Source organism: Rhodoferax sp., from assembly GCF_028689305.1.
GTDB lineage: Bacteria > Pseudomonadota > Gammaproteobacteria > Burkholderiales > Burkholderiaceae_C > Rhodoferax.
This window is the reverse complement of record NZ_JAQTWM010000037.1, coordinates 11,755-32,706: the sequence shown is the minus strand read 5'-3', so window position 1 is coordinate 32,706 and position 20,952 is coordinate 11,755. Positions and strand designations below refer to the sequence as shown.

Genomic DNA, 20,952 nt, shown 5'->3' with positions numbered 1-20,952 from the left:
TCAAGTCCCAGGCGCAGGAGCTGGTGCAGACCGTGGCGGTGTTCAAGCTGGGCGCGGGTGACCATACCCCCAGCCTGCCGGTTGCTGCGGTACGTTCCCATCCGCCCAAACCATCGAACTTCAAGGGTTCGGATCGCCGTGCAGGTGGTGTTTCCAAAGGTGCCGCCGCTCGTGCCAGCAGCACCCCCAAACCTGCAGCATCAAGTGCTCCGCCACCTCTGGCGGCACCTGCTGCCAAGACCGCTGCCACGGGAACCAATGACTCGGAATGGGAAACCTTCTAGTCACATTCCCTTGGAATACATCGCTTGGGTGAGCGCATGAAGCGGGTGAGGGGGTTACCGGACTTGACCCATGGCCTCCTGTGGCGTTTCAAAGATGTGGGCGGCCAGGCCACGGCTCTCCAGCGCGGCACCGAGCTTCAGGCGCATGAAGGCGCTGGTGGTGTAGCGCGAGACGTCGGTGTAGTACAGGTCGCTGAGTTCCTTGACCATGGCTGAGTAGTCGTCCACCACCGCCTCGTCGATCTGGAAGTTGTCGTAGTTGACGACCACCAGAATTTTCTTGCCGATCGGCTTGCACAGCGCCTCGGCGGCGTGGCGGATGTTCTGCACGTCCTTCAGGTTGGTGACACGCAGGCCCTGGAAGTTGTAGTAGGCCGTGCCCTTGGCGGCGTCGTACTGCATGCGGTCCACCAGGCTGATGGACAACAGCGTGTCATTCAGACGCATGACCTCGGGCAGGAAGATGCGTGCATCCATCACTTGAGGGGTGTGGATGATGGGCTTGAAGTCCATCTGCGCCAGGATGTCGCGTTCAATGTCGATGCCGGGTGCCACCTCGATCAGCTCCAGCCCTTGTGGCGTGAGCTTGAAGACGCAGCGTTCGGTCACGTACAGCACGTTCTGCCCGGTGCTGGCAGCATACGGTCCGCTGAAGGTGACCTGCTCAATCTTCTGCACGAACTTGCGCGCGCGCCCTTCCTGCACGATGGTCACCTTGCCGTCCTCGACCATCACCTTGAGCCCGCCAGCGGTGAAGGTGCCCACAAACACCACGGTGCGGCTGTTTTGCGTGATGTTGATGAAGCCCCCCGCACCGGCAAGTTTGGGGCCAAAGCGGCTGACGTTGATGCTGCCTTGCGGATCACATTCGGCCAGGCCCAGGCAGGCCAGATCCAAGCCACCGCCATCGTAAAAGTCGAACTGCTGGTTCATGTCGATGACCGCATCAGGATTCGTGGCCGCGCCAAAGTTGACCCCTGAGGCTGGCATGCCACCAATCACACCGGGTTCGGCGGTCAGCGTCATGTATTTCAGGATCTTCTCTTCATTGGCTACCGCTGCCACACCTTCGGGCATGCCGATCCCGAGGTTGACAACCGAGTTGGGCAACAGCTCGAAGGCGGCGCGGCGGGCGATCACCTTGCGCTCGTCCAGCGGCATGGGGGCGATGGCGTCCAGCGGCACGCGCACCTCAGCAGAGAATGCCGGGTTGTAGGCGCCGTTGAGGTTTTGCGGGTGGTTCTCCGCTTGTGCCACCACCACGCAGTCCACCAGAATGCCGGGCACCTTGACCCGGCGCGGGTTGAGCGAGCCGCGCTCGGCAATGCGCTCCACCTGGGCGATGACAAAACCACCGCTGTTCTTGGTGGCGGTGGCAATGGCCAGCACGTCCTGGGTTAGCGTCTCGCGCTCCATGGTGATATTGCCCTCGGCATCGGCGCTGGTGCCGCGAATGAAGGCGACCGAGATTGGCAGCGTCTTGTAGTACAGCAGCTCCCTGCCACCGAGCTGAATCACGCTGACCAGGTCTTCCGTGGTCTTGCTGCCGATCTTGCCGCCCTCCAGGCGCGGGTCCACAAAGGTACCCAGGCCGACCTTGGACACGGTTCCCGGCAGGCCGCAGGCAATGTCGCGGTACAGATGCGAAACCACGCCCAGCGGCAGGTTGTAGGCTTCCACCTTGCTGGCCAGCGCCAGTTTGCCGATCTGTGGCACCAGCCCGTAGTGGCCGCCAATGACGCGTTTGAGCATGCCCTCCAACGCCAGATGGTTGACACCGCCGGTGGCCCCGTCGCCAGGGCCGCCGCCAAACAACAGCGTCAGGTCGCGCGGGCTGCCGGTTTCCAGAAAGCGCTTTTCCAGAGCCAGAATCAACTCCATCGGCACGCCGTTGCTGCCAAAACCCGAACAACACAGCGTGTCACCGTCGCGCAGGATGGCAATGGCCTCTGCCGCAGATACAACTTTCTTTCTCATGGAAACCCCTTATGCCATGGTGAATATGTATATACCGACCTAGTCCATGCTAGCACCGGCAGGGAGGCGGAGATTTGCGTTGGCTCAAGTCTGTTCCTTGGTGCTTGCGTCACCAATGGGGATCCTGCGGCGTGGGGATCAATGTCTTTTGAATGGGCAGACGCAGGTTCAGGCAAGCGCCTGAAGTACTGGATGTCCAGTCAATTTCAGCCCCAATGGCCTCGGCCCGGCGCAGCTGGTTGGCAAGGCCCTTGCCGCCGCGCGTCAACGCCTCATCCAGCGCAAACCCTGAGCCGTTGTCACGCACCGTCGCCACCACCCACGGGCCATCCACCGCTGTAGTCACGGTGATCTCGGTGCAATGGGTGTGCTTGATGATGTTGGTGAACGCTTCTTGCAAGATGCGCAGAATGTGCAGCGCGTTCTTCGGATCCAGCCACTCCAGCTTGGGCACACTTTGCACTTCCCAGACCAGGTTGATGCCACTGGCCTCCAGCCGCGGCTCCAGGCGAAAACGCAGTGTGGCCAGCAACTTCATATAGCTGAGGTGATGTCGTTGCTTGCGCAAGCAAGCAGGCCTGGATGGTGCCGCAGGGTTGCAAGCTTGTCTGTAGTCAGTTTTAGTGACAGGCAGCCAGAAGAAGTTGGATTAGCTGGTGGTTTGCCAGAGCGGGGCAGTGCAGGCTGGCTGCTCACTTGACAAACGCAACAAGGGTGCGAGAATTTTTTCAGTCTGACTGATCAGCCCGAGAAGAACGCCCGTGGCGCTGCCCGCAGCGCCAAGGCCACAGGAGGAATTCCATGTGCGCGCTACCGGTTCAACGCATCGTCAAGCAGGTGTCGAAGCTGGCAGTACCCCCGCATCTGCTGGACTACGACGCCACGGTTGCCGGCTTCACCTGGGAGGCGGCCCGCCCCTGGCTTGATGGCCTGCCGGGCGGCAACGGCCTCAACATCGCGCATGAAGCGGTGGACCGCCATGTGGCGCATGGCCTGGGCGCCAAGACGGCGATCCGCTGGCTGGGCAAGACCGGCGAGCGCCGCGAATTCAGTTTTGCCGACCTGGCGCAGGCCAGCAACCGCTTTGCCAATGCACTGGGGCAGTTGGGGGTGCTGCCCGGTGAACGCGTGTTCGTGCTGATGGGCCGGCTGCCCGAGCTGTACATGGCGGTACTGGGCGCCCTGAAGGCACGCTGCGTGGTGACGCCGCTGTTTTCCGCCTTCGGGCCCGAGCCCATTGCCACCCGCGCCGAGATGGGGGACGCTCGGGTGCTGGTCACCACGCCCGAACTCTACCAGCGCAAGGTGCAGGGCCTGCGGGAGCGCCTGCCCGGCCTGCGCCATGTGATCCTGGTGGGTGCCGAGCCGGTGGACGGGCCCGGCGTGCATGGCTGGGACGCGCTGGTCGATGCCTGTTCGCCCGACTACACCATCGCACCGACCGACCCCGAGTCCATGAGCCTGCTGCACTTCACCAGCGGCACCACCGGCCGCCCCAAGGGCGCGGTGCACGTGCACGCCGCGGTGCTGGCGCATGCGATGACGGGCCGCTACGCGCTGGACCTGCACGCCGACGATGTGTTCTGGTGCACAGCCGACCCCGGCTGGGTCACCGGCACCAGTTACGGCATCATCGCGCCGCTGGTCAACGGCGTGACCAACGTGGTGGTTGAAGCCGAGTTCGATGCCGCGACCTGGTACGGCGTGCTGGCGCGCGAACGCGTCAGCGTCTGGTACACCGCGCCCACGGCGATCCGCATGATGATGAAGCTGGGCGCCGACGCGGTGCGGGGCCACGACCTTTCCCGCCTGCGCTTCATGGCCAGCGTGGGCGAGCCGCTGAACCCCGAGGCGGTGGTCTGGGGCCAGCAGGCCTTCGGCATGCCGTTTCATGACAACTGGTGGCAGACCGAGACCGGCGGCATCATGATCGCCAACTTTGCGGCGCTGGACATCCTGCCAGGCTCCATGGGCAAGCCCCTGCCCGGCATCACCGCCGCCATCGCCCGCCGAACCGAGGGCGGCGGCATCGCGTTGGTGGACGATCCGCTGGTTGACGGTGAACTGGCCTTGAAAGCCCCGTGGCCGTCCATGATGCGCGGCTACCTGCACGAGGACGAGCGCTACCGCAAGTGCTTTGTCGATGGCTGGTACCTGACCGGCGACCTGGCCCGGCGCGATGCCGAGGGCTACTACTGGTTTGTCGGCCGCGCCGACGACGTCATCAAGTCGTCCGGCCACCTGATTGGCCCGTTCGAGGTGGAAAGCGCGCTCTTGGAGCACCCGGCGGTGGCCGAGGCCGGCGTGATCGGCATTCCTGACCCCATGGCGGGTGAAGTGGTGAAAGCCTTTGTCGCGCTCAAGCCCGGTTTCGAAGCCGGTGAGGCCCTGCGCCGCGAATTGCTGGGCCACGCCCGCAAGCGCCTGGGCGCGGCGGTGGCGCCTAAGGCCATCGACTTTCGCACCAACCTGCCCAAGACCCGCAGCGGCAAGATCATGCGCCGCCTGCTCAGGGCGCGCGAACTGGGCCTGCCCGAGGGCGACCTGTCCACGCTGGAGAGTGACGAACAACCCAGTACCGAGACGTCTGCTGACGCCAGCACCCAACCAGGGACGGCACCATGAGCGACAAGATTCACCTCCACCGCGCCCACCTGCATGCCGTGTACCGGCAGATGCTGCGCATCCGCCGCTTTGAAGCCAAGTGCGTGGCGCTGTACCAGGCGCAACAGATCCGCGGTTTTCTGCACCTGTACGATGGCGAGGAAGCCGTGGCCGTGGGCGTGATGGCGGCGCTGGAGCCACGTGACGCCGTGGTGGCCACCTACCGTGAACACGGCCACGCGCTGGCGCACGGTGTACCGATGAACGCCATCCTGGCCGAGATGCTGGGCAAGCAGGAGGGCTGCTGCCGGGGCCGCGGCGGCTCCATGCACCTGTTTGATCGTCGGCACCGCTTCTTCGGCGGCAATGCCATTGTGGGCGGCGGACTGCCGCTGGCGGCCGGCATTGCCCTGGCCGACAAGCGCCTGCGCGCCGGGGCGGTCACGGCCTGCTTCTTTGGCGAAGGTGCGGTGGGGGAAGGCGCCTTCCACGAGACGTTGAACATGGCCGGGCTGTGGCACCTGCCGGTGTTGTTTGTCTGCGAGAACAACCTGTACGCCATGGGCGTGCCGCTGCAGGACTCCGAGGTCGAGACCGACATCTGGCGCAAGGCCCACGCCTATCGCATGCCGGCCGAACAGGTGGACGGCATGGACCCGGTGCAGATGGAGGCGGCGACCCACCGGGCGCTGGCGCATATCCGCGCCGGCAACGGCCCGTATTTCCTGGAGGCCCGCACCTACCGCTTCCGCGCGCACTCCATGTTCGACACCCAGGCCTACCGCACGCGCGACGAGATCGAGAACTGGAAACACCTGGACCCGATCGAGCGCCTGCGCGCCTGGATGCTGGCCAATGGCCAGATCACCGAAGTCGAAGTGCAGACCATTGATACGGACGTCGCCATCGAGATCGCCGCGGCCGAGGCCTTTGCACTGGCCGGCACGCCGGAGCCGCTGGACACGCTGGAACACGGCGTGCTGATGGACCGCGTGGTCCAGGAGGACGTGTCATGAACGGACCCACCCCCATGCAACGCATGACCTACCGCGAGGCCTGCCGCCAGGCGATCCGCGACGCCCTGGGCGCCGAACCGCGCACCTTCGTGATGGGCGAGGACGTGGGCAAATACGGTGGCTGCTATGCGGTGACCAAGGGCCTGCTGGAAGAGTTCGGGCCGCAGCGCATCATCGACACGCCGCTGGCCGAAAACGGCTTCACCGGCATTGGCGTGGGCGCCGCGCTGGCCGGGTTGCGACCGATTGTGGAGATCATGACCTGCAACTTCAGCCTGCTGGCGCTAGACCAGATCATGAACAACGCTGCCACGCTGTCGCACATGAGTGGCGGCCAGTTTGCGGTGCCGCTGGTCATCCGCATGGCTACGGGTGGCGGTCGCCAGCTGGCGGCGCAGCACTCGCACAGCCTGGAGGGCTGGTATGCGCACATTCCCGGCCTGACGGTGCTGGCACCGGCCACCGTGGAGGACGCCCGCCACATGCTGGCCGCCGCGCTGGCCGACCCGAACCCGGTGCTGCTGTTCGAGCACATCGTGCTCTACAACGCCGAGGGGGACCTGGACCCCGGCGTGACGGCAGTGGACATCAGTCACGCCAAGGTGCGCCGCGCCGGTCGCGACGTGAGCCTGGTCACCTATGGCAACAGCCTGCCCAAATGCCTGGCCGCCGCCGAGGCGCTGGCCGGCGATGGCATCGAGGCCGAGGTGATCGACCTGCGGGTGCTGCGCCCGCTGGACATGGCCACCGTCATCGCGTCGGTGGCGCGCACCCACCGCGTGGTGATCGTCGACGAGGGCTGGAAGTCGGGCTCGCTGTCGGCCGAGATTGCCGCCCGGCTGGCCGAGGATGCGCTCTATGAACTCGACGCGCCGGTGCGCCGGGTCTGCAGCCGCGAAGTGCCCATGCCCTACGCCGCGCATCTGGAAGAAGCGGCGCTGCCCAGCGTCAATGACATCGTGCTGGCCGCGCGCGCGCTGGTCCAACCACGCTGAACCCGGCCGGCCAAGGAGATCCCCACATGGCTGATTTCACAATGCCCGCGCTGGGGGCCGACATGGAAACCGGCAAGCTGGTCCAGTGGCATGTGAAGCCCGGCGACACGGTCCACGCCGGCGACGTGGTGGCGGTGGTCGAGACCCACAAGGGCGCGATTGACGTCGAGTGTTTCCTGGACGGCGTGATCGACAACCTGGCACCGCTGGACACCGACCTGCCGGTGGGCACGGTGCTGGCGACCGTGCGCGGCAGCGCGGCTCCGGCATCCGCGCCACCAGCGCCAGCGTCTGTCCCTTCGTCAGCCTCATCGCCCATGCCGCCCGCTGCCGCGCCCATGGCAGCGCCCGCCGCCAGCCCGCCGCCGGTGGCGGCCACCGACGCAACCGGGGCCCGCGTGCGTGCCAAAGTCAGCCCCGCCGCGCGGAGCCGGGCCGCAGCGCTGGGTGTGTCCGTCGACGGCTTGTCCGGCAGCGGTGTGGACGGCGCGGTGACACTAGCCGATGTGGCGCGGGCGATGTCCACCCCGCCCACCACGTCCATCGTACCCACCGCGCCCGCCCCGGTGGCGCCGCTGGCCAGCCCCAAGCCGCGGGTCGGCTTTGACCCGGCACAGATGCGCCAGGCCATCGCCGCGGCGATGGGGCGCTCCAAGCGCGAAATTCCGCACTATTACCTCGGCAGCACCATTGATTTCGGCGCCGCGCAAACCTGGCTGGACGCCTGGAACCGCCAGCGCGAGCCCGTGGACCGCCTGCTGCCCGCTGTGCTGCTGCTCAAGGCCACGGCCCGGGCGCTGGAAGAGGTGCCACAGCTCAGCGGCTTCTATGAGAACGGCGTCTATCGGCCATCACCGGCGATCCATGTGGGCTGGGCGGTGGCGCTGCGCGGGGGTGGCTTGGTGGCCCCTGCCATTCACGATGCCAACCACAAGACGCTGCCCGCGCTGATGGCCGCGCTGCGCGACCTGGTGCAGCGCGCCCGCGCCGGCGGCCTGCGCAGTTCGGAGCTGACCGACCCCACCATCACCGTCACCAGCCTGGGCGACCGCGGTGCCGAGAGCGTGCTGGGCGTGATCTACCCGCCACAGGTGGCCATCGTGGGCTTTGGCCGGGTGGTCCAGCGGCCCTGGGTGGTGGACGGCCAGATCGTGCCACGCCCGCTGGTGTCGGTCACCTTGGCCGCCGACCACCGGGCCAGCGACGGCCACGTCGGTGGCCAGTTGCTGGCCGCCATCGACACCGCCCTGCAACACCCCGACCGCCTTTGAACACAAGGAGCGCCCATGAACGCATCAGAGATCCGCACCTTGGCCGCCAACGTGCTGGCCGGCATTGCCCCCGAGGCCGACCTGTCCACCGTCGGCGAGACCGAGGACCTGCGCGCCGCGCTGGACCTCGACTCCATGGACTTCCTGAATTTCATCATCGGCCTGGGCCAGGGCAGCGGCATCTCCATCCCCGAGGCCGACTACCCGCGGCTGTTCACGCTCGCTGGCCTGGTGCACTACCTGGCCCGTTGACCATCGGCCTTGCGGCCATCTGCCGGATCAGCTCATCGCAGAGGCAATTGCGTCGTCCATGGCGCCAATGCCTCCAGCACACGTAATGGCTGCCCCTGGCGCCAGAACACCGAGCTGCGTGCCCAACGTGGCAATGGGCTGGCTGGCGTGGCACCATGCAGTTTGTTCCACGATTGGCGAATCCGGCCGGTTATCTGTCCGCGTCTGGTGAGCCGGTGGGGCTGGAGCTGGTCGCGCTGAATGTGGCGCCTTTGAAACAACAGTTCCGCCAAGGGTCTGTTGCCCAGGTTCGCCAGCGCCTTCCACGGCCCCTGGCGTGCGCGATGGGGGGTGGCGCTGCGCGCCCATACCGCAGGAAGACCGTTGAGCAGCAGCATCACTTCGCGGACATGGCCACTACGGGTGTTCAGGTCGGCCCGCTCCCGGGGCCATAAGCTTTGAGTGCCTTGCTGCAGGACCACCACTTCAACACGGCCATGGGCACGCAGCCGGGCTGTGAGGGAACCTTCGGCACGCAACCAGGCCAGCAAAGGGGGATGAACAGGGCGGGGAAAAGTTCTCATCAGCGGCAGGGGGAGATCAATGTCCGGGAGACGGCTATTCGTCGCTGGCCGACTGCCGGGTCACCATGCGGATGGCATCGAATGGGCATTTGACGGCGCATTTGCGGCAGCCGGTACAGCGCTCGGCGTCATGCAGTGTTGAGAATTTGCGCCACCCTTGCGCTTGCAGGGTCAACAATTGCCACTCGCAGGTAGCAATGCACCAGCCACATCCGGTGCAACGATGCGGGTCGATCTCAGGCAGGGGACGGCGTTTGGGGTTCATGTCGAGGCGACGCTGCTCCAGCTTGGTGCTGCCCAGGTGTCAGCATCCGATGGGCGGCGTCCCGGAAATCAACGCGAGGCTGGTTTCAGTGGATGTTTTTCGCTGCATGCAGCACGAGCTTGTCGGCGACGAATTGGACCGTCACATGGCTTTTGTCGTCGCCCCATCGGCAACTCTTGAAACCCAGTGCCTCATCGCATGACTGGGGGCTGCCCAGAATGGCCGTCACTTCGGCAAGCGGCATGCCTGTCTGCAATTTGGCATAGTTTTCGGCAGTCACTTTGTTGCATCCCGTGAGGCCGAACAACAACGCCACCAGGGCGAGTCTTGTCTTCAAGTGCATTTCTCCTGCAGTGCCACGTCACCTTTCACCCCATCGGTCAGGCGATTCATGGTGCTTGGACAGGATTGTGACAAAACCGGCGCCGGTGATTCTGGCTGCTCCAATCCGGGCATCATTCCAGATCAGCCTCCTCTGAGGCTGAGCATTCGATTGTTTGTTTGCTATATTAATTATAGCAAACTGTGCTTGATTTGTCCGGGCTAAGGGCCAATTTCTCATGAAAATTCAACGTCCGCCATTCTCCCGCCGTTCGGTGGAGGGGGCGAGTCATGGGGATTATGTTGAAATAGTTCGCTCATCCTGAACCTGGGGTGATGTCCGTATTGTTTTTTTCGGGATCAACCCCTATGGATTTGCTGCCCCAGTTGCGATTGTTGCGTGCCCTGGCTGCGGTGGCGCAGGCAGGTAGCAGCCAGCGCGCGGCAGCGTTGCTGCATGTGGCCCAGTCGTCGATCACGCGGGCGGTGCAGCAGCTGGAGGCCTCGCTGTTGTGCCCGCTCTTTGAGCGCAGTGGGCGCGGCATGCTGCCCACCGCGCGTGGCCGTCAGCTGGCCTTGCGGGTGTCACGGGCCTTGCAGTTTCTGGCCGAGGCCGACCGGCATCGCTCGCGTGGCGTGGTCTCTTTTTGGCATGGCAGTCCGTTGGCCCTGGGCGTTGCCGCGCGCCATCTGCAGGTATTGCAGGCTGTGACCGCGACCGGTAGCGAGGGGCGTGCGGCGCTGCAACTGGGGGTGAGTCAGCCCGCCGTGCACCAGTCGCTGATCCAGCTTGAGCACATGGCGGGGGCCAACTTGTTCATCCGCTCACGCTCGGGTTTGCGACTGGACGAGGCAGGTGAGACCCTGTTGCTGGCCTGTCGGCTGGCGCTGGCAGAGCTGCGTCAGGCTGTTGAAGAGTGGGTGGAGCCGGGGGCGTTGATGCAAGGCCAACTGGTGATCGGCACGCTGCCGTTTTCCACCACCATGTTGCTGGCTCCTGCCGTGGAACAACTGCTGGTGCAACAGCCTGGAGTGCGCCTGGTGGTGATTGATGGCACGTTTGATGCGCTGGTGGCCAAGTTGCGTCAGGCCGAGTTGGACTGCGTTGTGGGCGCATTGCGCAGCCAGCCGCCGTCGGCCGACCTGGTGCAGGAAGTGCTGTTTGACGATCGGCTGGCTGTGATGGCCCGCGCCGGACATCCGCTGGCGGCGCGGCAACGGCTGACCTGGCCGGCATTGCGTGCTGCCCAGTGGGTGATGCCGATGCCCAACACCCCTGCGGCGCTGGCGTTCACGCAAATGGTGCAGGCAGCGGGTCTGACACCGCCGGCTCAGCAGGTGCGTGTCAACAGCGCATTGATGATGCAGGCCATGCTTTGCAACAGTGATCGGTTGGCGTTGATGTCCCCCCGCCAGGTGGCGCGTGAGGTGGCTGCTGGCCTGCTCATTGAACTGCCGCTACCGGTGCAGCACGCCAGCCGCCAGATTGGCGTGATGTGGCGCAGCGACTACCTGCCCACTCCCGCTGCTGCGCAGTGGCGAGGCATCCTGCGCGAACTGGGGCTAACCCTTGGCAGCAGCACATCATAAGCAGATTGCATAGGTCAGCAGGCCTTTGCATTGGACGTTTTTTCCGGGAGATTGCACACTGTTGGCAGTGCCTGACCCGTGGCGGGTTGGCGCCAATGCATACAACACCTGGAGACAAATCATGCACAAACGCAACGTCATTCGCGCGCTGACAGCCGTCACGCTGGCCATGGGGCTGAGCGCCAGCTGGGCGCAGGACAACACTTTCAAGATCGGGCTGCTGCTGCCCTTGACGGGCCCGTTTGCCTCCACCGGCAAACAGCTGGAAACTGCGGCGCGCCTGTATATGGCACAAAACGGTGACACCGTGGCGGGCAAGAAGGTGCAGCTGATTGTGAAGGACGACACCGGTGTGCCTGATGTCAGCAAGCGGCTGGCACAGGAATTGGTGGTGAATGACAAGGTGCAGGTCTTGGCAGGTTTCGGACTCACACCCTTGGCGATGACGGTGGCCCCAATTGCCACCCAGTCCAAGACACCCATGGTGGTGATGGCGGCGGCCACCTCGGCCATCACCGAAGCCTCGCCCTACATCGTGCGCACCAGCTTCACCGTGCCACAGGTGGTGACCATCCTGGCCGACTGGGCCATCAAGAACAACATCCACAAAGTGGTCACGCTGGTGACTGACTATGCCCCCGGTGTCGATTCTGAAACCTATTTCAAACAACGCTTTGTGGCCCAGGGCGGGCAGGTGATTGAAACCCTGCGTGTGCCGCTGCGCAGCCCGGACTTTGCGCCTTTCCTGCAAAAGGTGCGTGATGCCAAGCCAGATGCGCTGTTCACTTTTGTGCCTGCTGGTGTCGGGGTGTCGCTGATGAAGCAGTTTTCCGAGCGTGGCCTGGACAAGGTCGGCATTCGCGTCATCGCCGAAGGCAGCGTGACCGACGACGACATTCTGGGCACCATGGGGGACGTGGCCCTGGGCGTGGTCACGGCCCACCATTATTCGGCGGCACACAACTCGGCCGTCAACAAGCGTTTTGTGGAAGCCTTTGGCAAGGCCAGTGGCGGCCTGCGCCCCAACTTCATGGCGGTGGGGGCCTACGACGGCATGCACGTGATCTACGAAGCGGCCAAAGCCACCCAGGGCGCAGGCAAGGACGCCTTGCTGCAGGGCATGAAAGGGCAGTCTTTCGAGAGCCCGCGCGGTCCGGTCAGCATTGATGCGCAAACCCGCGACGTGGTCCATAACATCTATGTGCGCAAGGTTGAAAAAAATGGCGGGCAACTCTGGAACACCGAAGTACAGACCTTTACCTCCGTCAAGGACCCGGCCAAGGCCGCCAAATAAGCCATGACGACTGCAACACTGGTTCTGCTGCCGGGGCTGATGTGTGATGCCGCCATCTGGGCGCCGCTGGACCCGTACCTGCCCCCAGGCGTTCGTGTCTGGGTTCCTGACTATGGCTTGGCAAACCAGCTCACGATGATGGCGCGCCAGGTGCTTGAGCAAGCGCCGAGTGAACGTTTTGCGCTGGCGGGCCACTCCATGGGCGGACGGGTGGCTCTGGAAGTGGTTCGACTGGCGCCGCAGCGCGTGACCCGTTTGGCCCTGCTGGACACCGGCTACCTGCCGCGCCCGCCCGGGGAGCCTGGTGTGCAAGAAGCCGCCAAACGCCACGCCTTGTTGGACATGGCGCGCAAGCAGGGCGTGCGTGCCATGGCGCAAACCTGGGTGCAAGGCATGGTCCACCCGGACCGCCTGCGCGATGACCGGTTGATTGAAGCGGTGGTTGCCATGTTTGCGCGCAAGAGCGCCGATGTGTTTGCCTGCCAGATTGAAGCACTGCTGGACCGTCCCGATGCCTCGGACGTGTTGGCCTCACTCACCATGCCCGCACTGTTGTTGTGCGGGGCACAAGACAGTTGGTCACCCCCGGTCCAGCATGGTGCTATGCGGCTGCTGGCACCGCACGCCATGCTGGATGTGGTGGCCGACGCCGGTCACATGGCGCCCATGGAGCAGCCTGAAGCCGTGGCGCTGAGTCTGTCGCGCTGGCTGCAGCACCCAGCGGCACCGGCATGAAGACGCCGGAGTTGTTGGCCGCTGAGGCCGAATGCCGTGCATTGGTTTTGCGCGCAGTCGAGGCGGTGGACAGTGGTGATGCCATGGGTTTTTCGGCGCTTTTTTTACCTGATGGCGTGCTTGTGCGCCCCGATGGCAGTGTGTTGCATGGACCGGGGGAAATTGGTCGGGCCTACGCAGCTCGTGACCCGGATCGCCAGACGCAACACTTGATCTGTAACCACGTGGTGGAGCTTGACGAGGTGGCAGGCTCGGCGCTTTCCCGCTGCAAGGTGTTGCTTTGGTCAACGCAGCGCAGTGCACCGCTTACCCCGCTGGGGCGCCGCGCCAATGCCATGGCGCAGGTGGGTGAGTTTCTCGATGTCATGCAAAACACCCCGGACGGCTGGCGCATCCGAAGCCGCAAAGCCGAGTTCATTTTGTACTGCGACTGACTGCATTCAGACCACTATCTGCTGGCTAGGATGGGTGAGCGGGAATCATAGCCATCAGGAACTGCCATGCCGCATACCAGCAAAAAAGCAATGTGCCGAATGATATCCAGGGAAAAAGATGCGCCTACCGGCTGAGAAACACCGCCTAGTTGGCGGGATGCTAACCGTCCAACTTCAGGGGGTGGTTCATTCCCGGGGCGATTCAGTCTGTTCCCAGTGATCGGTTCGCATTACCAGCTTGCCAAGCAGACGTTCAAACTGTTCACGTTCACGGTCGGTGAGAACTGAAAGCATGGCCTGTTCTCGTTGCTGGAACAGCGGGATGATGTCGGTGTACAGCGATTCCCCGGTCGGGGTGATCTTCAGTGGCGCGCGTCGTCCGTCGGCGCTGTCCACCTGTTTTTCGATCAGTCCTTGACGAACCAGTTTGGTGACCGCCTGGCTGATGCTGTTTTTGGGGCGGCCGGTGATTTCACAAATGTCCTGAGCCATCAGGATACCCAAGTGTTTCAGGCAGAAGATCACAACAAACTCGGATCGGGCCAGCCCGGTGCGACGTGTGACTTCGCTGTACAACGGCCCGACAAAAAAGTTCGCCAGATAACTCAGGCGGTACCCCACAGTGATTTCGCTGCGTGTCAGGATGGATTGGCGGTGTGTGGACATGTCTCAAATTGTAGTTGACATAAAGTTCTTTGGTGAACTAATATAGTTCTATCAAGAACCAAATAGGAGACAAGACATGTTTACTTTCAATGCCAATCATTCCTCGCGTCGCCAATGGCTTGGCGGGTGCGCATCATTGCTGGCTATCGGTGCGGGATGGCCGCAATTGGTTCAGGCGCAGACCCGTGAGCTCAAGGTGCTGTCGGGTTTTGCACCGAATATCGCTTTTTCTCGAGACATCATTCGTGTCTACCTGGACAACGTGCAGAAAGCCTCGGCCGGCCAGATGACGTCGCGGCTCAACGGCCCCGAGGTGGTGCCGTTCGCCGACCAGTTCCAGCCAGTGGCCGCCGGTGCGTTCGACTTGCTGTTCACCCATCCGGCCTACCATTCGGGTACCACGGCCATTGGCCTGTCGATGGACGCCATTGCTCCCAACCCTGCCAAACGTCGCAGCAGTGGCGTGTTCGATTTTGTTGACAAACACTACAACAAACTGGGCCTGAAGGTGATAGCCATTACTCCTACCGGAACCAAGGGCTTCCAGTTTGTCACCAAGCAGCCGATCAAAGGCCCACAAGGCTTGCAGGGTATGAAGATTCGGGCCACGGTGTCTTACCATCCCATGATCAAGGCGTTGGGTGGCACACCGGTCGTCATGGGGGCGGGCGAGGTTTACAGCGCACTCGAAAAAGGGGTGATTGACGCAGCGGCGTGGGGGCTGACGGGTGTGGCTGACTTCAAATGGAATGAAGTGGCCAAGTACCTCGCGCGCCCGGTGTTTGGTCAGGCTAGCCTGTTTGCGCTGATGAATCTGCGTGCCTGGAATGCGCTGACTCCGGCGCAGCAGAAGTTGCTGACGGATGAGGCCATCAAGTTGGAGTCCAGCGTGGTCAAGCGCTTTGACGAACTCGCCGCGGAGGAGTTGACCGAACTGAAACGGCGAGGCATGCAGGAGACGCAGTTTGCGTCTGTGGACGCTGACCGTCTGGAGGCCCTTTGGGCGCAGGGCGTCTGGGAAGTCGCGCGTGCCAAAAACGGTGCGGCCGCGGACGAGTTGCGTGCGATTGCACAAAAGGCTGACCTCACGAAATAAGCCATGCGCCACAAGTTGTTGGGTTTTCATGACGCATTGACTCGCTTCACCTTTGCTCTGGCCGGGGTGGCATTGGCCGTGATGCTTGGTGCTTATCTGTTCGAAGTGGTTTCCCGCTACGGATTTAATGCCCCTACACGCTGGACCTCTGACCTGGTGCAATACATGCTTTGCGTTGGCGTGGCGCTGGCGCTGCCACAGGTGACATGCGAAGGGGGCCACGTCGCCATCACCTCGTTTCTGGAAAAGCTCCCGCAGCAGTCGCTGGTGCGCGCGGTGCACTGGATTCAGGGTACCGGCGCCGTGGTGCTGGGCTGCACAGCAGCTGTGTTTGTCATGGTGAGTTTGCAACAAGCCGAGCAGGGTATTGACACCGTGGCGGCATTTGCTATTCCCAAGTGGTGGCTCAGCGCGCTGGTGGCATTTGGTTTGGTGAATGCTGCGCTGCATTTGTTACGCCAGTCTCGTGGGCACGGCACCGCCCAGGCCGGTCATGAAATGGATGTCTGAACCATGTCTTCCACCTTGGCTTTGACGGTGGGCCTGCTGGCCCTGGTTGGTCTGTTGCTGACCGGCGTTCCGATCTATCTCGGCTTTCTGCTGCTCAATGGTGCCGGCATCTGGTATTTCTTTGGCAGTTCAGGTGCGGGTTTGTTTGTCAACAGCGTGGTGGATTCACTCACGTCGCTGAACATGACCACCATCCCGCTGTTCGTGCTGATGGGCGAAATCCTGTTCCGCTCGGGCGCCGTCGAAGTGGTGTTCGATTCCGTTGATCGGATGATCGGGCGTATGCGGGGACGGCTTTATGTGTTCACCATTGCACTGTCCACAGTGTTTGGCGCCTTATGTGGCTCTGCGGTGGCCGTGGTGGCGTTGCTGGGCCGCTCCGTGTTGCCGATCATGCACAAGCGGGGGTATGACATCAAGCTGTCCGCCGCGGTGATCCAGGGGGGGGCCTCGCTGGCGCCCATCATTCCACCCAGCCTGATGGCGGTCATCATTGGTTCGATGGCCAATGTGTCCATCTCCGGTCTGCTGGTCGCAGGTATTCTGCCGGGGCTGCTGCTGGCGGGGCTATCAATCACCTATGTGTACTGGATGTTATGGCGCGATCCTGGTCTGGCACCGCGTGAGGATGCGTCCAGCGCCGGCAGTCCGAGGACAGGGCGACTGCGAGCGCTGCTGAACCTGCTGCCTTTCCTGTTCATCATCTTCTCGGTCATGGGCCTGATGCTGCTGGGCATTGCCACGCCTTCGGAGTCCGCCGCCACCGGCGTTGTGGGTTCTATTGTGACCGCAGCGTATTACCGCAAGCTGAGCCTGCGAATGTTGCGCGAGTCCATTGCCAGTGCCACCCGGATCAGTACCATGATCCTGATCATCGTAGCCGCGTCCATCCTGTTCGGGCAGTTGCTGGCCTTTACAGGAGCGACCACCGACCTGGTGAACTGGGTCACCAAGCTGGACGTCCACCCCCAGATCATGTTCTGGCTGTTGATGGTGGTGCCCTTCATCATCTGCATGTTCATCGACCAGCTGGCGTTCATGCTGGTTGCGATTCCCTTGTACGCACCCGTGGTGTCAACCATGGGATATGACCCAATCTGGTTCTGGACCCAGTTCTCGATCAACATGACACTGGCTTCGCTGACACCGCCTTTTGGCTACACCATGTATGCGCTGCGCGCCGCGGCGCCCGATCTCATCACCCTCAAACAGGTGTTTGATGCGAGCTGGCCCATCACCTGGGTGTTTGTCATCGGCATGGTGGTGATGACAGCGGTGCCGGGCATCATCACCATCGTTCCGCAGTTACTGAAATGAACCTGTCACGCAGTCAATTCAAAGTAGATGGTCTGCACATTCGCGCTTGCAGACCGGAGGGAACGCCACGTGGTGTCGTGTTGTTTGTCCATGGCGCCACGGTGGCCTCGGTGCTATTCGACATCCCGGTGCCTGGCTATTCGATGCTAGAGGCTTGTGCCGCCGCAGGCTGGTGGAGTTTTGCTTGCGACCTGACTGGTTACGCGCGTTCGGTACGCCCGGCTGGCATGCAGTTGTCACCTGCGGACTGTCCGCTGCTGTGTACAGGCGAGCAGGCGATCCTTGATGTGGACAAGGTGGTTGCCACACTGCGGCAACTGACTGGATCCGAGAAACTGGTACTTGCCGGCGGTTCCTGGGGCAGTCTCACGGCCGCGCGCTACACCCTGCATGCGCCTGAGGTGGTGGAGCGTCTGATTCTGATTGCGCCGCTCTTTGGCACAGTCAACGTCGGCTGGCTGCAGGTCCTGTCAGACCCGAACGATCCCGAGCGCATCAACCCAAAGCTGGGGGGGTACCGTCCCGTGCGACGTGAAGATTTGCTCAGCCGCTGGGACCCGGAGATTCCACCTGGACAGGAAATCCAACGCCGCGACCCGGCGGTGCTGGATGCCCTGATGCAAGACGAACTGGCGGCCGACGTGGGGTCGTCGCAGTCAGATGTCTTTCGGGTGCCTAACGGTACCTTGCATGACCTGTTCGACGTGTTCAGCGGTCGCCCTCTGTACGCACCGGAAGGCATACGCACACCATGCCTGTTGGTTCGTGGGGCGGACGACCAGACCTCGACGCAGGCCGACGCAGCCCTGCTGCATGCCCGGTTGGGTTCGCAGCATAAGCGCTGGGTCACGATCAGGCGGTCAGGCCACTTCCTGCAGGCAGAACGGGCCGCCGGAGAACTGCAGGCAGTTGTCAACGATTTTCTTAACGAAACATTTTGACTCTGCGCGGATGCCCGACAGAAATTGACCTCGATCATGTGTTTGGTCATGTTCGGGAAATTGAGGCCTCAAAATGGCCTCTAGCCCGGGTGCTATCTGCTTTTTGTGCTATATAAATAATAGCTTTCAATTTGAATACATGTGTCTCTTGCCATGGCAGGGTTGAAAGGCGCACACTACGCGCATGCGGCATCAGGCAAGGGCCATTTTGCGGTGAGGTAGCGGGGGTGCTGTGCCGTCGTTGTCATTGAAGGGGGGATCACATGTCCTCGGTTCGTCAAGCTGCTGTGGCCGGTGTTTTCTATCCGGGGGAAGCGCGAGTGCTGTCGCGGGAGGTCGCAGTCCTGCTGGCCGCCGCCCGGGCACAGGGCGAGGGCGTATGGTCAACGCCCAAGGCATTGATCGTGCCGCATGCCGGGTATGTGTATTCCGGGCCGATGGCCGCCCAAGCCTATGCCCGGCTTGAATCAGCGCGCCACACCATTCGGCGGGTGGTGCTGCTGGGGCCGGTACATCACGTGCCGGTGCGGGGCCTGGCCTTGCCTGGTGCCGCTGTGTTTGCCACGCCTCTGGGTGATCTTCGCGTGGATCAGCCGGCCGTGGCTGCGCTGGCAACCTTGCCCCAGGTGGTCGTCAGCCCGGCAGCGCATGCACAGGAGCACTCGCTGGAAGTGCAGTTGCCTTTTCTGCAGTCGGTGCTGGCTGACTTCACCTTGGTGCCGTTGGCGGTGGGAGATGCATCGCCCGAAGAAGTGGCTCAGGTGCTGGAGGTGTTATGGGGTGGGGCGGAGACGCTGATTGTGATCAGTTCTGATCTGTCACATTTTCTGCCCTACACGTCGGCGAACAAGGTGGATGCCGACACCGTGGCACACATTCTGTCCTTGCACGGACCGCTGACGCACAACCAGGCCTGTGGGGGCACACCGATCAACGGTTTACTGCTGGCGGCACGGCATCACCACTTGCAGCCCAGCTTACTGGGTTTGTGCAATTCGGGGGACACGGCCGGAGATTTGCAGCGTGTGGTGGGTTACGCCGCCATTGCCTTCACGGAGGTTCAGCATGTCACTCACTGATTTGCCCGCAGATGCCGGAAAAACCTTGTTGTCGCTGGCTCGCAGCACCATTGCCCACGCTTTGGGGCTACCAGCCGCCATGGTCGCGTCATCGCCGTGGTTGCAGCAGCCGGGGGCGTGTTTTGTCACGCTGACTCAGCAGGGTGAATTGCGTGGCTGTATTGGGTCGCTGCAGGCTTATCGCCCGTTGTTCGACGACGTTCGGGCCAATGCCCTGGCGGCGGCCTTTCAGGACACACGGTTCAGACCTCTGACACGGGCCGAGTTGGATGTCACCGACATCGAAGTGTCTCTGCTGTCGGACACTGAGCCGATGACCTTCACCACCGAAGGTGAGGCACTGGCGCAATTGCGCCCGGGGTTGGATGGGGTGGTGTTTGAATGTGGTGGGCGGCGCAGCACGTTTCTGCCGCAGGTTTGGGAGCAATTGCCGCAGCCAGAAGAGTTCATGGCCCATCTCAAACGCAAGGCGGGGTTGCCGGCGCACTTCTGGTCAAGGGATGTGGGTCTGCAGCGATATACCGTGCGCAAATGGCGGGAGTCCGCGGAAAAAGAACCCACATTCGCTCGTTCCGGAGGTCAGACATCATGAAGACAGCCGACACGTATCCTGCCCGCTATTGGCACGCCATTGACGACGGCCGCATTCAATGCGACTTGTGTCCACGCGACTGCAAGCTACATGAGGGGCAGCGTGGCGCCTGCTTTGTCCGCATGCGCAACAACGATCAGATGGTGCTGACCACCTATGGGCGTTCGTCCGGTTTTTGCATCGACCCGATCGAAAAAAAACCGCTGCATCACTTCTACCCCGGCAGCAGCGTGTTGTCCTTTGGCACGGCGGGCTGCAATCTGGCCTGCAAGTTCTGCCAGAACTGGGACATCAGCAAATCGCGGGACATGGATAGCCTTATGGATGAGGCCTCACCCGAGGCCATTGCAAGGGCTGCCGAGCAGCATGGCTGCCGTAGTGTGGCCTTTACCTACAACGATCCGGTGATTTTTGCCGAATATGCCATGGACGTGGCTGATGCCTGCCACGCGCGTGGCATTCAGACGGTGGCTGTGACCGCAGGCTACATGCATGAACAGGCGCGACGCGATTTCTACAGCAAGATCGATGCCGCCAATGTGGACCTGAAGGCGTTCACCGATGATTTTTATTTCAAACTGACCAGCGCTCATTTACAGCCGGTGCTGGACACGCTGGTGTATCTGGTCCACGAAACCAAAGTCTGGCTGGAGATCACAACGCTGCTCATTCCCGGGCACAACGACGCCGATGCCGAGATCACGGCGATGTGCCGCTGGCTCGTGAAAGAGCTCGGACCTGACGTGCCACTGCATTTTTCAGCGTTTCACCCCGATCACAAGATGCTGGATGTGGCGGCAACACCCAAGGCCACGCTGGTCCGTGCCCGGCAGATCGCCATCAAGGAGGGGCTGCACTATGTCTATGTTGGCAACGTGCATGACTCGGAAGGTGACACCACGTTTTGTCCGCATTGCCAGGCGACGCTGATTGAGCGTGACTGGTACAACATCCTTCAGTACGATCTCACGCCACAGGGGTGTTGCCCGCATTGCGGCGGCGCCATTGCTGGGCATTTTGCCGGTGAGGTGGGCCATTTTGGCTGCCGACGGATTCCGATCAACATCGGGGCATGAGGACAAGGTCTGATGCCCGGCAAGAAAAATACCGCTGCCCTAAACTGGGCGTTTTGCCACATATGAGGATAGTT

At 62.7% G+C, this 20,952-nt stretch carries 22 protein-coding genes and 1 pseudogene; 17 read left to right on the top strand and 6 right to left on the bottom strand.

Features of this window, described 5'->3' with window-relative positions; translation table 11 throughout:
• Window positions 1-284 (top strand): annotated as a pseudogene (locus PHW99_RS09585) (methyl-accepting chemotaxis protein); the annotation flags it as partial.
• Window positions 285-338: 54 nt separating this feature from the next.
• Here PHW99_RS09585 and PHW99_RS09580 read toward each other — a convergent pair.
• Both PHW99_RS09580 and PHW99_RS09575 read right to left on the bottom strand, forming a co-directional pair.
• Window positions 339-2,261, bottom strand: a complete 1,923-nt coding sequence (locus PHW99_RS09580; protein ID WP_300176237.1) for an acyl CoA:acetate/3-ketoacid CoA transferase — start codon at window positions 2,259-2,261, stop codon at window positions 339-341.
• Between the two features lie 109 nt (window positions 2,262-2,370).
• Window positions 2,371-2,799 carry an ATP-binding protein gene (locus tag PHW99_RS09575; protein ID WP_300176234.1) on the bottom strand — a complete coding sequence of 143 codons (429 nt, stop codon included), beginning with the start codon at window positions 2,797-2,799 and terminating at the stop codon, window positions 2,371-2,373.
• Window positions 2,800-3,062: 263 nt separating this feature from the next.
• On the opposite strand from PHW99_RS09575, the gene acsA reads away from it, so the two are divergent.
• The 5 genes from acsA to PHW99_RS09550 are packed head-to-tail and all read left to right on the top strand — an operon-like array spanning window position 3,063 to window position 8,399.
• Complete coding sequence (acsA, locus tag PHW99_RS09570; RefSeq protein WP_300176232.1) at window positions 3,063-4,886, top strand: acetate--CoA ligase; 1,824 nt, start codon at window positions 3,063-3,065, stop codon at window positions 4,884-4,886.
• Window positions 4,883-5,881, top strand: coding sequence for a pyruvate dehydrogenase (acetyl-transferring) E1 component subunit alpha (gene pdhA, locus PHW99_RS09565; RefSeq protein WP_300176230.1), 999 nt, complete (start codon window positions 4,883-4,885; stop codon window positions 5,879-5,881). Before acsA ends, pdhA begins: the two co-directional genes overlap by 4 nt.
• Complete coding sequence (locus PHW99_RS09560; RefSeq protein WP_300176227.1) at window positions 5,878-6,876, top strand: alpha-ketoacid dehydrogenase subunit beta; 999 nt, start codon at window positions 5,878-5,880, stop codon at window positions 6,874-6,876. The genes pdhA and PHW99_RS09560 overlap by 4 nt, the downstream gene beginning before the upstream one ends.
• 26 nt (window positions 6,877-6,902) lie before the next feature.
• Complete coding sequence (locus PHW99_RS09555; protein ID WP_300176224.1) at window positions 6,903-8,147, top strand: dihydrolipoamide acetyltransferase family protein; 1,245 nt, start codon at window positions 6,903-6,905, stop codon at window positions 8,145-8,147.
• Window positions 8,148-8,162: 15 nt separating this feature from the next.
• Window positions 8,163-8,399, top strand: a complete 237-nt coding sequence (locus PHW99_RS09550) for an acyl carrier protein (protein WP_300176221.1) — start codon at window positions 8,163-8,165, stop codon at window positions 8,397-8,399.
• Between the two features lie 32 nt (window positions 8,400-8,431).
• On the opposite strand, the gene PHW99_RS09545 is transcribed toward PHW99_RS09550, so the two are convergent.
• From PHW99_RS09545 to PHW99_RS09535, 3 genes are all read right to left on the bottom strand, one after another.
• A complete protein-coding gene (locus PHW99_RS09545; RefSeq protein ID WP_300176218.1) occupies window positions 8,432-8,962 on the bottom strand; it encodes a chorismate lyase in 531 nt (176 codons plus the stop codon).
• A 34-nt stretch (window positions 8,963-8,996) separates the two neighbouring features.
• On the bottom strand, window positions 8,997-9,227 hold the full coding sequence (locus PHW99_RS09540) for a 4Fe-4S binding protein (protein WP_300176216.1): 231 nt from the start codon (window positions 9,225-9,227) through the stop codon (window positions 8,997-8,999).
• Window positions 9,228-9,312: 85 nt separating this feature from the next.
• Window positions 9,313-9,564 (bottom strand): hypothetical protein, encoded by a 252-nt coding sequence (locus tag PHW99_RS09535; protein WP_300176214.1) that lies wholly within the window; start codon window positions 9,562-9,564, stop codon window positions 9,313-9,315.
• A gap of 353 nt (window positions 9,565-9,917) precedes the next feature.
• Between PHW99_RS09535 and PHW99_RS09530 the strand changes: the two genes are divergently transcribed.
• From PHW99_RS09530 to PHW99_RS09515, 4 genes are all read left to right on the top strand, one after another.
• Window positions 9,918-11,138, top strand: a complete 1,221-nt coding sequence (locus PHW99_RS09530; RefSeq protein ID WP_300176212.1) for a LysR family transcriptional regulator — start codon at window positions 9,918-9,920, stop codon at window positions 11,136-11,138.
• Window positions 11,139-11,259: 121 nt separating this feature from the next.
• On the top strand, window positions 11,260-12,432 hold the full coding sequence (locus PHW99_RS09525; RefSeq protein ID WP_300176210.1) for an ABC transporter substrate-binding protein: 1,173 nt from the start codon (window positions 11,260-11,262) through the stop codon (window positions 12,430-12,432).
• Window positions 12,433-12,435: 3 nt separating this feature from the next.
• Complete coding sequence (locus tag PHW99_RS09520) at window positions 12,436-13,167, top strand: alpha/beta fold hydrolase (protein ID WP_300176208.1); 732 nt, start codon at window positions 12,436-12,438, stop codon at window positions 13,165-13,167.
• Window positions 13,164-13,601, top strand: a complete 438-nt coding sequence (locus PHW99_RS09515) for a nuclear transport factor 2 family protein (RefSeq protein WP_300176205.1) — start codon at window positions 13,164-13,166, stop codon at window positions 13,599-13,601. Before PHW99_RS09520 ends, PHW99_RS09515 begins: the two co-directional genes overlap by 4 nt.
• Before the next feature lie 186 nt (window positions 13,602-13,787).
• On the opposite strand, the gene PHW99_RS09510 is transcribed toward PHW99_RS09515, so the two are convergent.
• Complete coding sequence (locus PHW99_RS09510) at window positions 13,788-14,267, bottom strand: MarR family winged helix-turn-helix transcriptional regulator (RefSeq protein ID WP_300176202.1); 480 nt, start codon at window positions 14,265-14,267, stop codon at window positions 13,788-13,790.
• Between the two features lie 76 nt (window positions 14,268-14,343).
• Here PHW99_RS09510 and dctP point away from each other — a divergent pair, with 76 nt between their 5' ends.
• The 7 genes from dctP (at window position 14,344) to amrS (ending at window position 20,878) form a co-directional block, all read left to right on the top strand.
• Window positions 14,344-15,363, top strand: a complete 1,020-nt coding sequence (dctP, locus tag PHW99_RS09505) for a TRAP transporter substrate-binding protein DctP (protein WP_300176199.1) — start codon at window positions 14,344-14,346, stop codon at window positions 15,361-15,363.
• A 3-nt stretch (window positions 15,364-15,366) separates the two neighbouring features.
• Window positions 15,367-15,873, top strand: coding sequence for a TRAP transporter small permease (locus PHW99_RS09500; RefSeq protein ID WP_300176196.1), 507 nt, complete (start codon window positions 15,367-15,369; stop codon window positions 15,871-15,873).
• 3 nt (window positions 15,874-15,876) lie between these two features.
• Window positions 15,877-17,190: a TRAP transporter large permease gene (locus PHW99_RS09495; RefSeq protein WP_300176193.1), complete on the top strand. Its 1,314-nt coding sequence runs from the start codon at window positions 15,877-15,879 to the stop codon at window positions 17,188-17,190.
• Window positions 17,187-18,131 carry an alpha/beta fold hydrolase gene (locus tag PHW99_RS09490; protein WP_300176190.1) on the top strand — a complete coding sequence of 315 codons (945 nt, stop codon included), beginning with the start codon at window positions 17,187-17,189 and terminating at the stop codon, window positions 18,129-18,131. Before PHW99_RS09495 ends, PHW99_RS09490 begins: the two co-directional genes overlap by 4 nt.
• Before the next feature lie 263 nt (window positions 18,132-18,394).
• A complete protein-coding gene (gene amrB, locus PHW99_RS09485; protein ID WP_300176187.1) occupies window positions 18,395-19,210 on the top strand; it encodes an AmmeMemoRadiSam system protein B in 816 nt (271 codons plus the stop codon).
• Window positions 19,197-19,802 (top strand): AmmeMemoRadiSam system protein A, encoded by a 606-nt coding sequence (amrA, locus tag PHW99_RS09480; protein ID WP_300176184.1) that lies wholly within the window; start codon window positions 19,197-19,199, stop codon window positions 19,800-19,802. The genes amrB and amrA overlap by 14 nt, the downstream gene beginning before the upstream one ends.
• Entirely contained in the window at window positions 19,799-20,878 is a 1,080-nt protein-coding gene (amrS, locus tag PHW99_RS09475) for an AmmeMemoRadiSam system radical SAM enzyme (RefSeq protein WP_300176181.1), read from the top strand. Before amrA ends, amrS begins: the two co-directional genes overlap by 4 nt.
• The last annotated feature ends 74 nt before the right edge of the window (window positions 20,879-20,952 follow it).

What these genes read in the sequence shown, in the direction of transcription:
- PHW99_RS09580 (WP_300176237.1), bottom strand. Translation starts at nt 2,261, where the DNA reads ATGAGAAAGAAAGTTGTATCTGCGGCAGAGGCCATTGCCATCCTGCGC.
- PHW99_RS09575 (WP_300176234.1), bottom strand. Translation starts at nt 2,799, where the DNA reads ATGAAGTTGCTGGCCACACTGCGTTTTCGCCTGGAGCCGCGGCTGGAG.
- acsA (WP_300176232.1), top strand. Translation starts at nt 3,063, where the DNA reads ATGTGCGCGCTACCGGTTCAACGCATCGTCAAGCAGGTGTCGAAGCTG.
- pdhA (WP_300176230.1), top strand. Translation starts at nt 4,883, where the DNA reads ATGAGCGACAAGATTCACCTCCACCGCGCCCACCTGCATGCCGTGTAC.
- PHW99_RS09560 (WP_300176227.1), top strand. Translation starts at nt 5,878, where the DNA reads ATGAACGGACCCACCCCCATGCAACGCATGACCTACCGCGAGGCCTGC.
- PHW99_RS09555 (WP_300176224.1), top strand. Translation starts at nt 6,903, where the DNA reads ATGGCTGATTTCACAATGCCCGCGCTGGGGGCCGACATGGAAACCGGC.
- PHW99_RS09550 (WP_300176221.1), top strand. Translation starts at nt 8,163, where the DNA reads ATGAACGCATCAGAGATCCGCACCTTGGCCGCCAACGTGCTGGCCGGC.
- PHW99_RS09545 (WP_300176218.1), bottom strand. Translation starts at nt 8,962, where the DNA reads ATGAGAACTTTTCCCCGCCCTGTTCATCCCCCTTTGCTGGCCTGGTTG.
- PHW99_RS09540 (WP_300176216.1), bottom strand. Translation starts at nt 9,227, where the DNA reads ATGAACCCCAAACGCCGTCCCCTGCCTGAGATCGACCCGCATCGTTGC.
- PHW99_RS09530 (WP_300176212.1), top strand. Translation starts at nt 9,918, where the DNA reads ATGGATTTGCTGCCCCAGTTGCGATTGTTGCGTGCCCTGGCTGCGGTG.
- PHW99_RS09525 (WP_300176210.1), top strand. Translation starts at nt 11,260, where the DNA reads ATGCACAAACGCAACGTCATTCGCGCGCTGACAGCCGTCACGCTGGCC.
- PHW99_RS09520 (WP_300176208.1), top strand. Translation starts at nt 12,436, where the DNA reads ATGACGACTGCAACACTGGTTCTGCTGCCGGGGCTGATGTGTGATGCC.
- PHW99_RS09515 (WP_300176205.1), top strand. Translation starts at nt 13,164, where the DNA reads ATGAAGACGCCGGAGTTGTTGGCCGCTGAGGCCGAATGCCGTGCATTG.
- PHW99_RS09510 (WP_300176202.1), bottom strand. Translation starts at nt 14,267, where the DNA reads ATGTCCACACACCGCCAATCCATCCTGACACGCAGCGAAATCACTGTG.
- dctP (WP_300176199.1), top strand. Translation starts at nt 14,344, where the DNA reads ATGTTTACTTTCAATGCCAATCATTCCTCGCGTCGCCAATGGCTTGGC.
- PHW99_RS09500 (WP_300176196.1), top strand. Translation starts at nt 15,367, where the DNA reads ATGCGCCACAAGTTGTTGGGTTTTCATGACGCATTGACTCGCTTCACC.
- PHW99_RS09495 (WP_300176193.1), top strand. Translation starts at nt 15,877, where the DNA reads ATGTCTTCCACCTTGGCTTTGACGGTGGGCCTGCTGGCCCTGGTTGGT.
- PHW99_RS09490 (WP_300176190.1), top strand. Translation starts at nt 17,187, where the DNA reads ATGAACCTGTCACGCAGTCAATTCAAAGTAGATGGTCTGCACATTCGC.
- amrB (WP_300176187.1), top strand. Translation starts at nt 18,395, where the DNA reads ATGTCCTCGGTTCGTCAAGCTGCTGTGGCCGGTGTTTTCTATCCGGGG.
- amrA (WP_300176184.1), top strand. Translation starts at nt 19,197, where the DNA reads ATGTCACTCACTGATTTGCCCGCAGATGCCGGAAAAACCTTGTTGTCG.
- amrS (WP_300176181.1), top strand. Translation starts at nt 19,799, where the DNA reads ATGAAGACAGCCGACACGTATCCTGCCCGCTATTGGCACGCCATTGAC.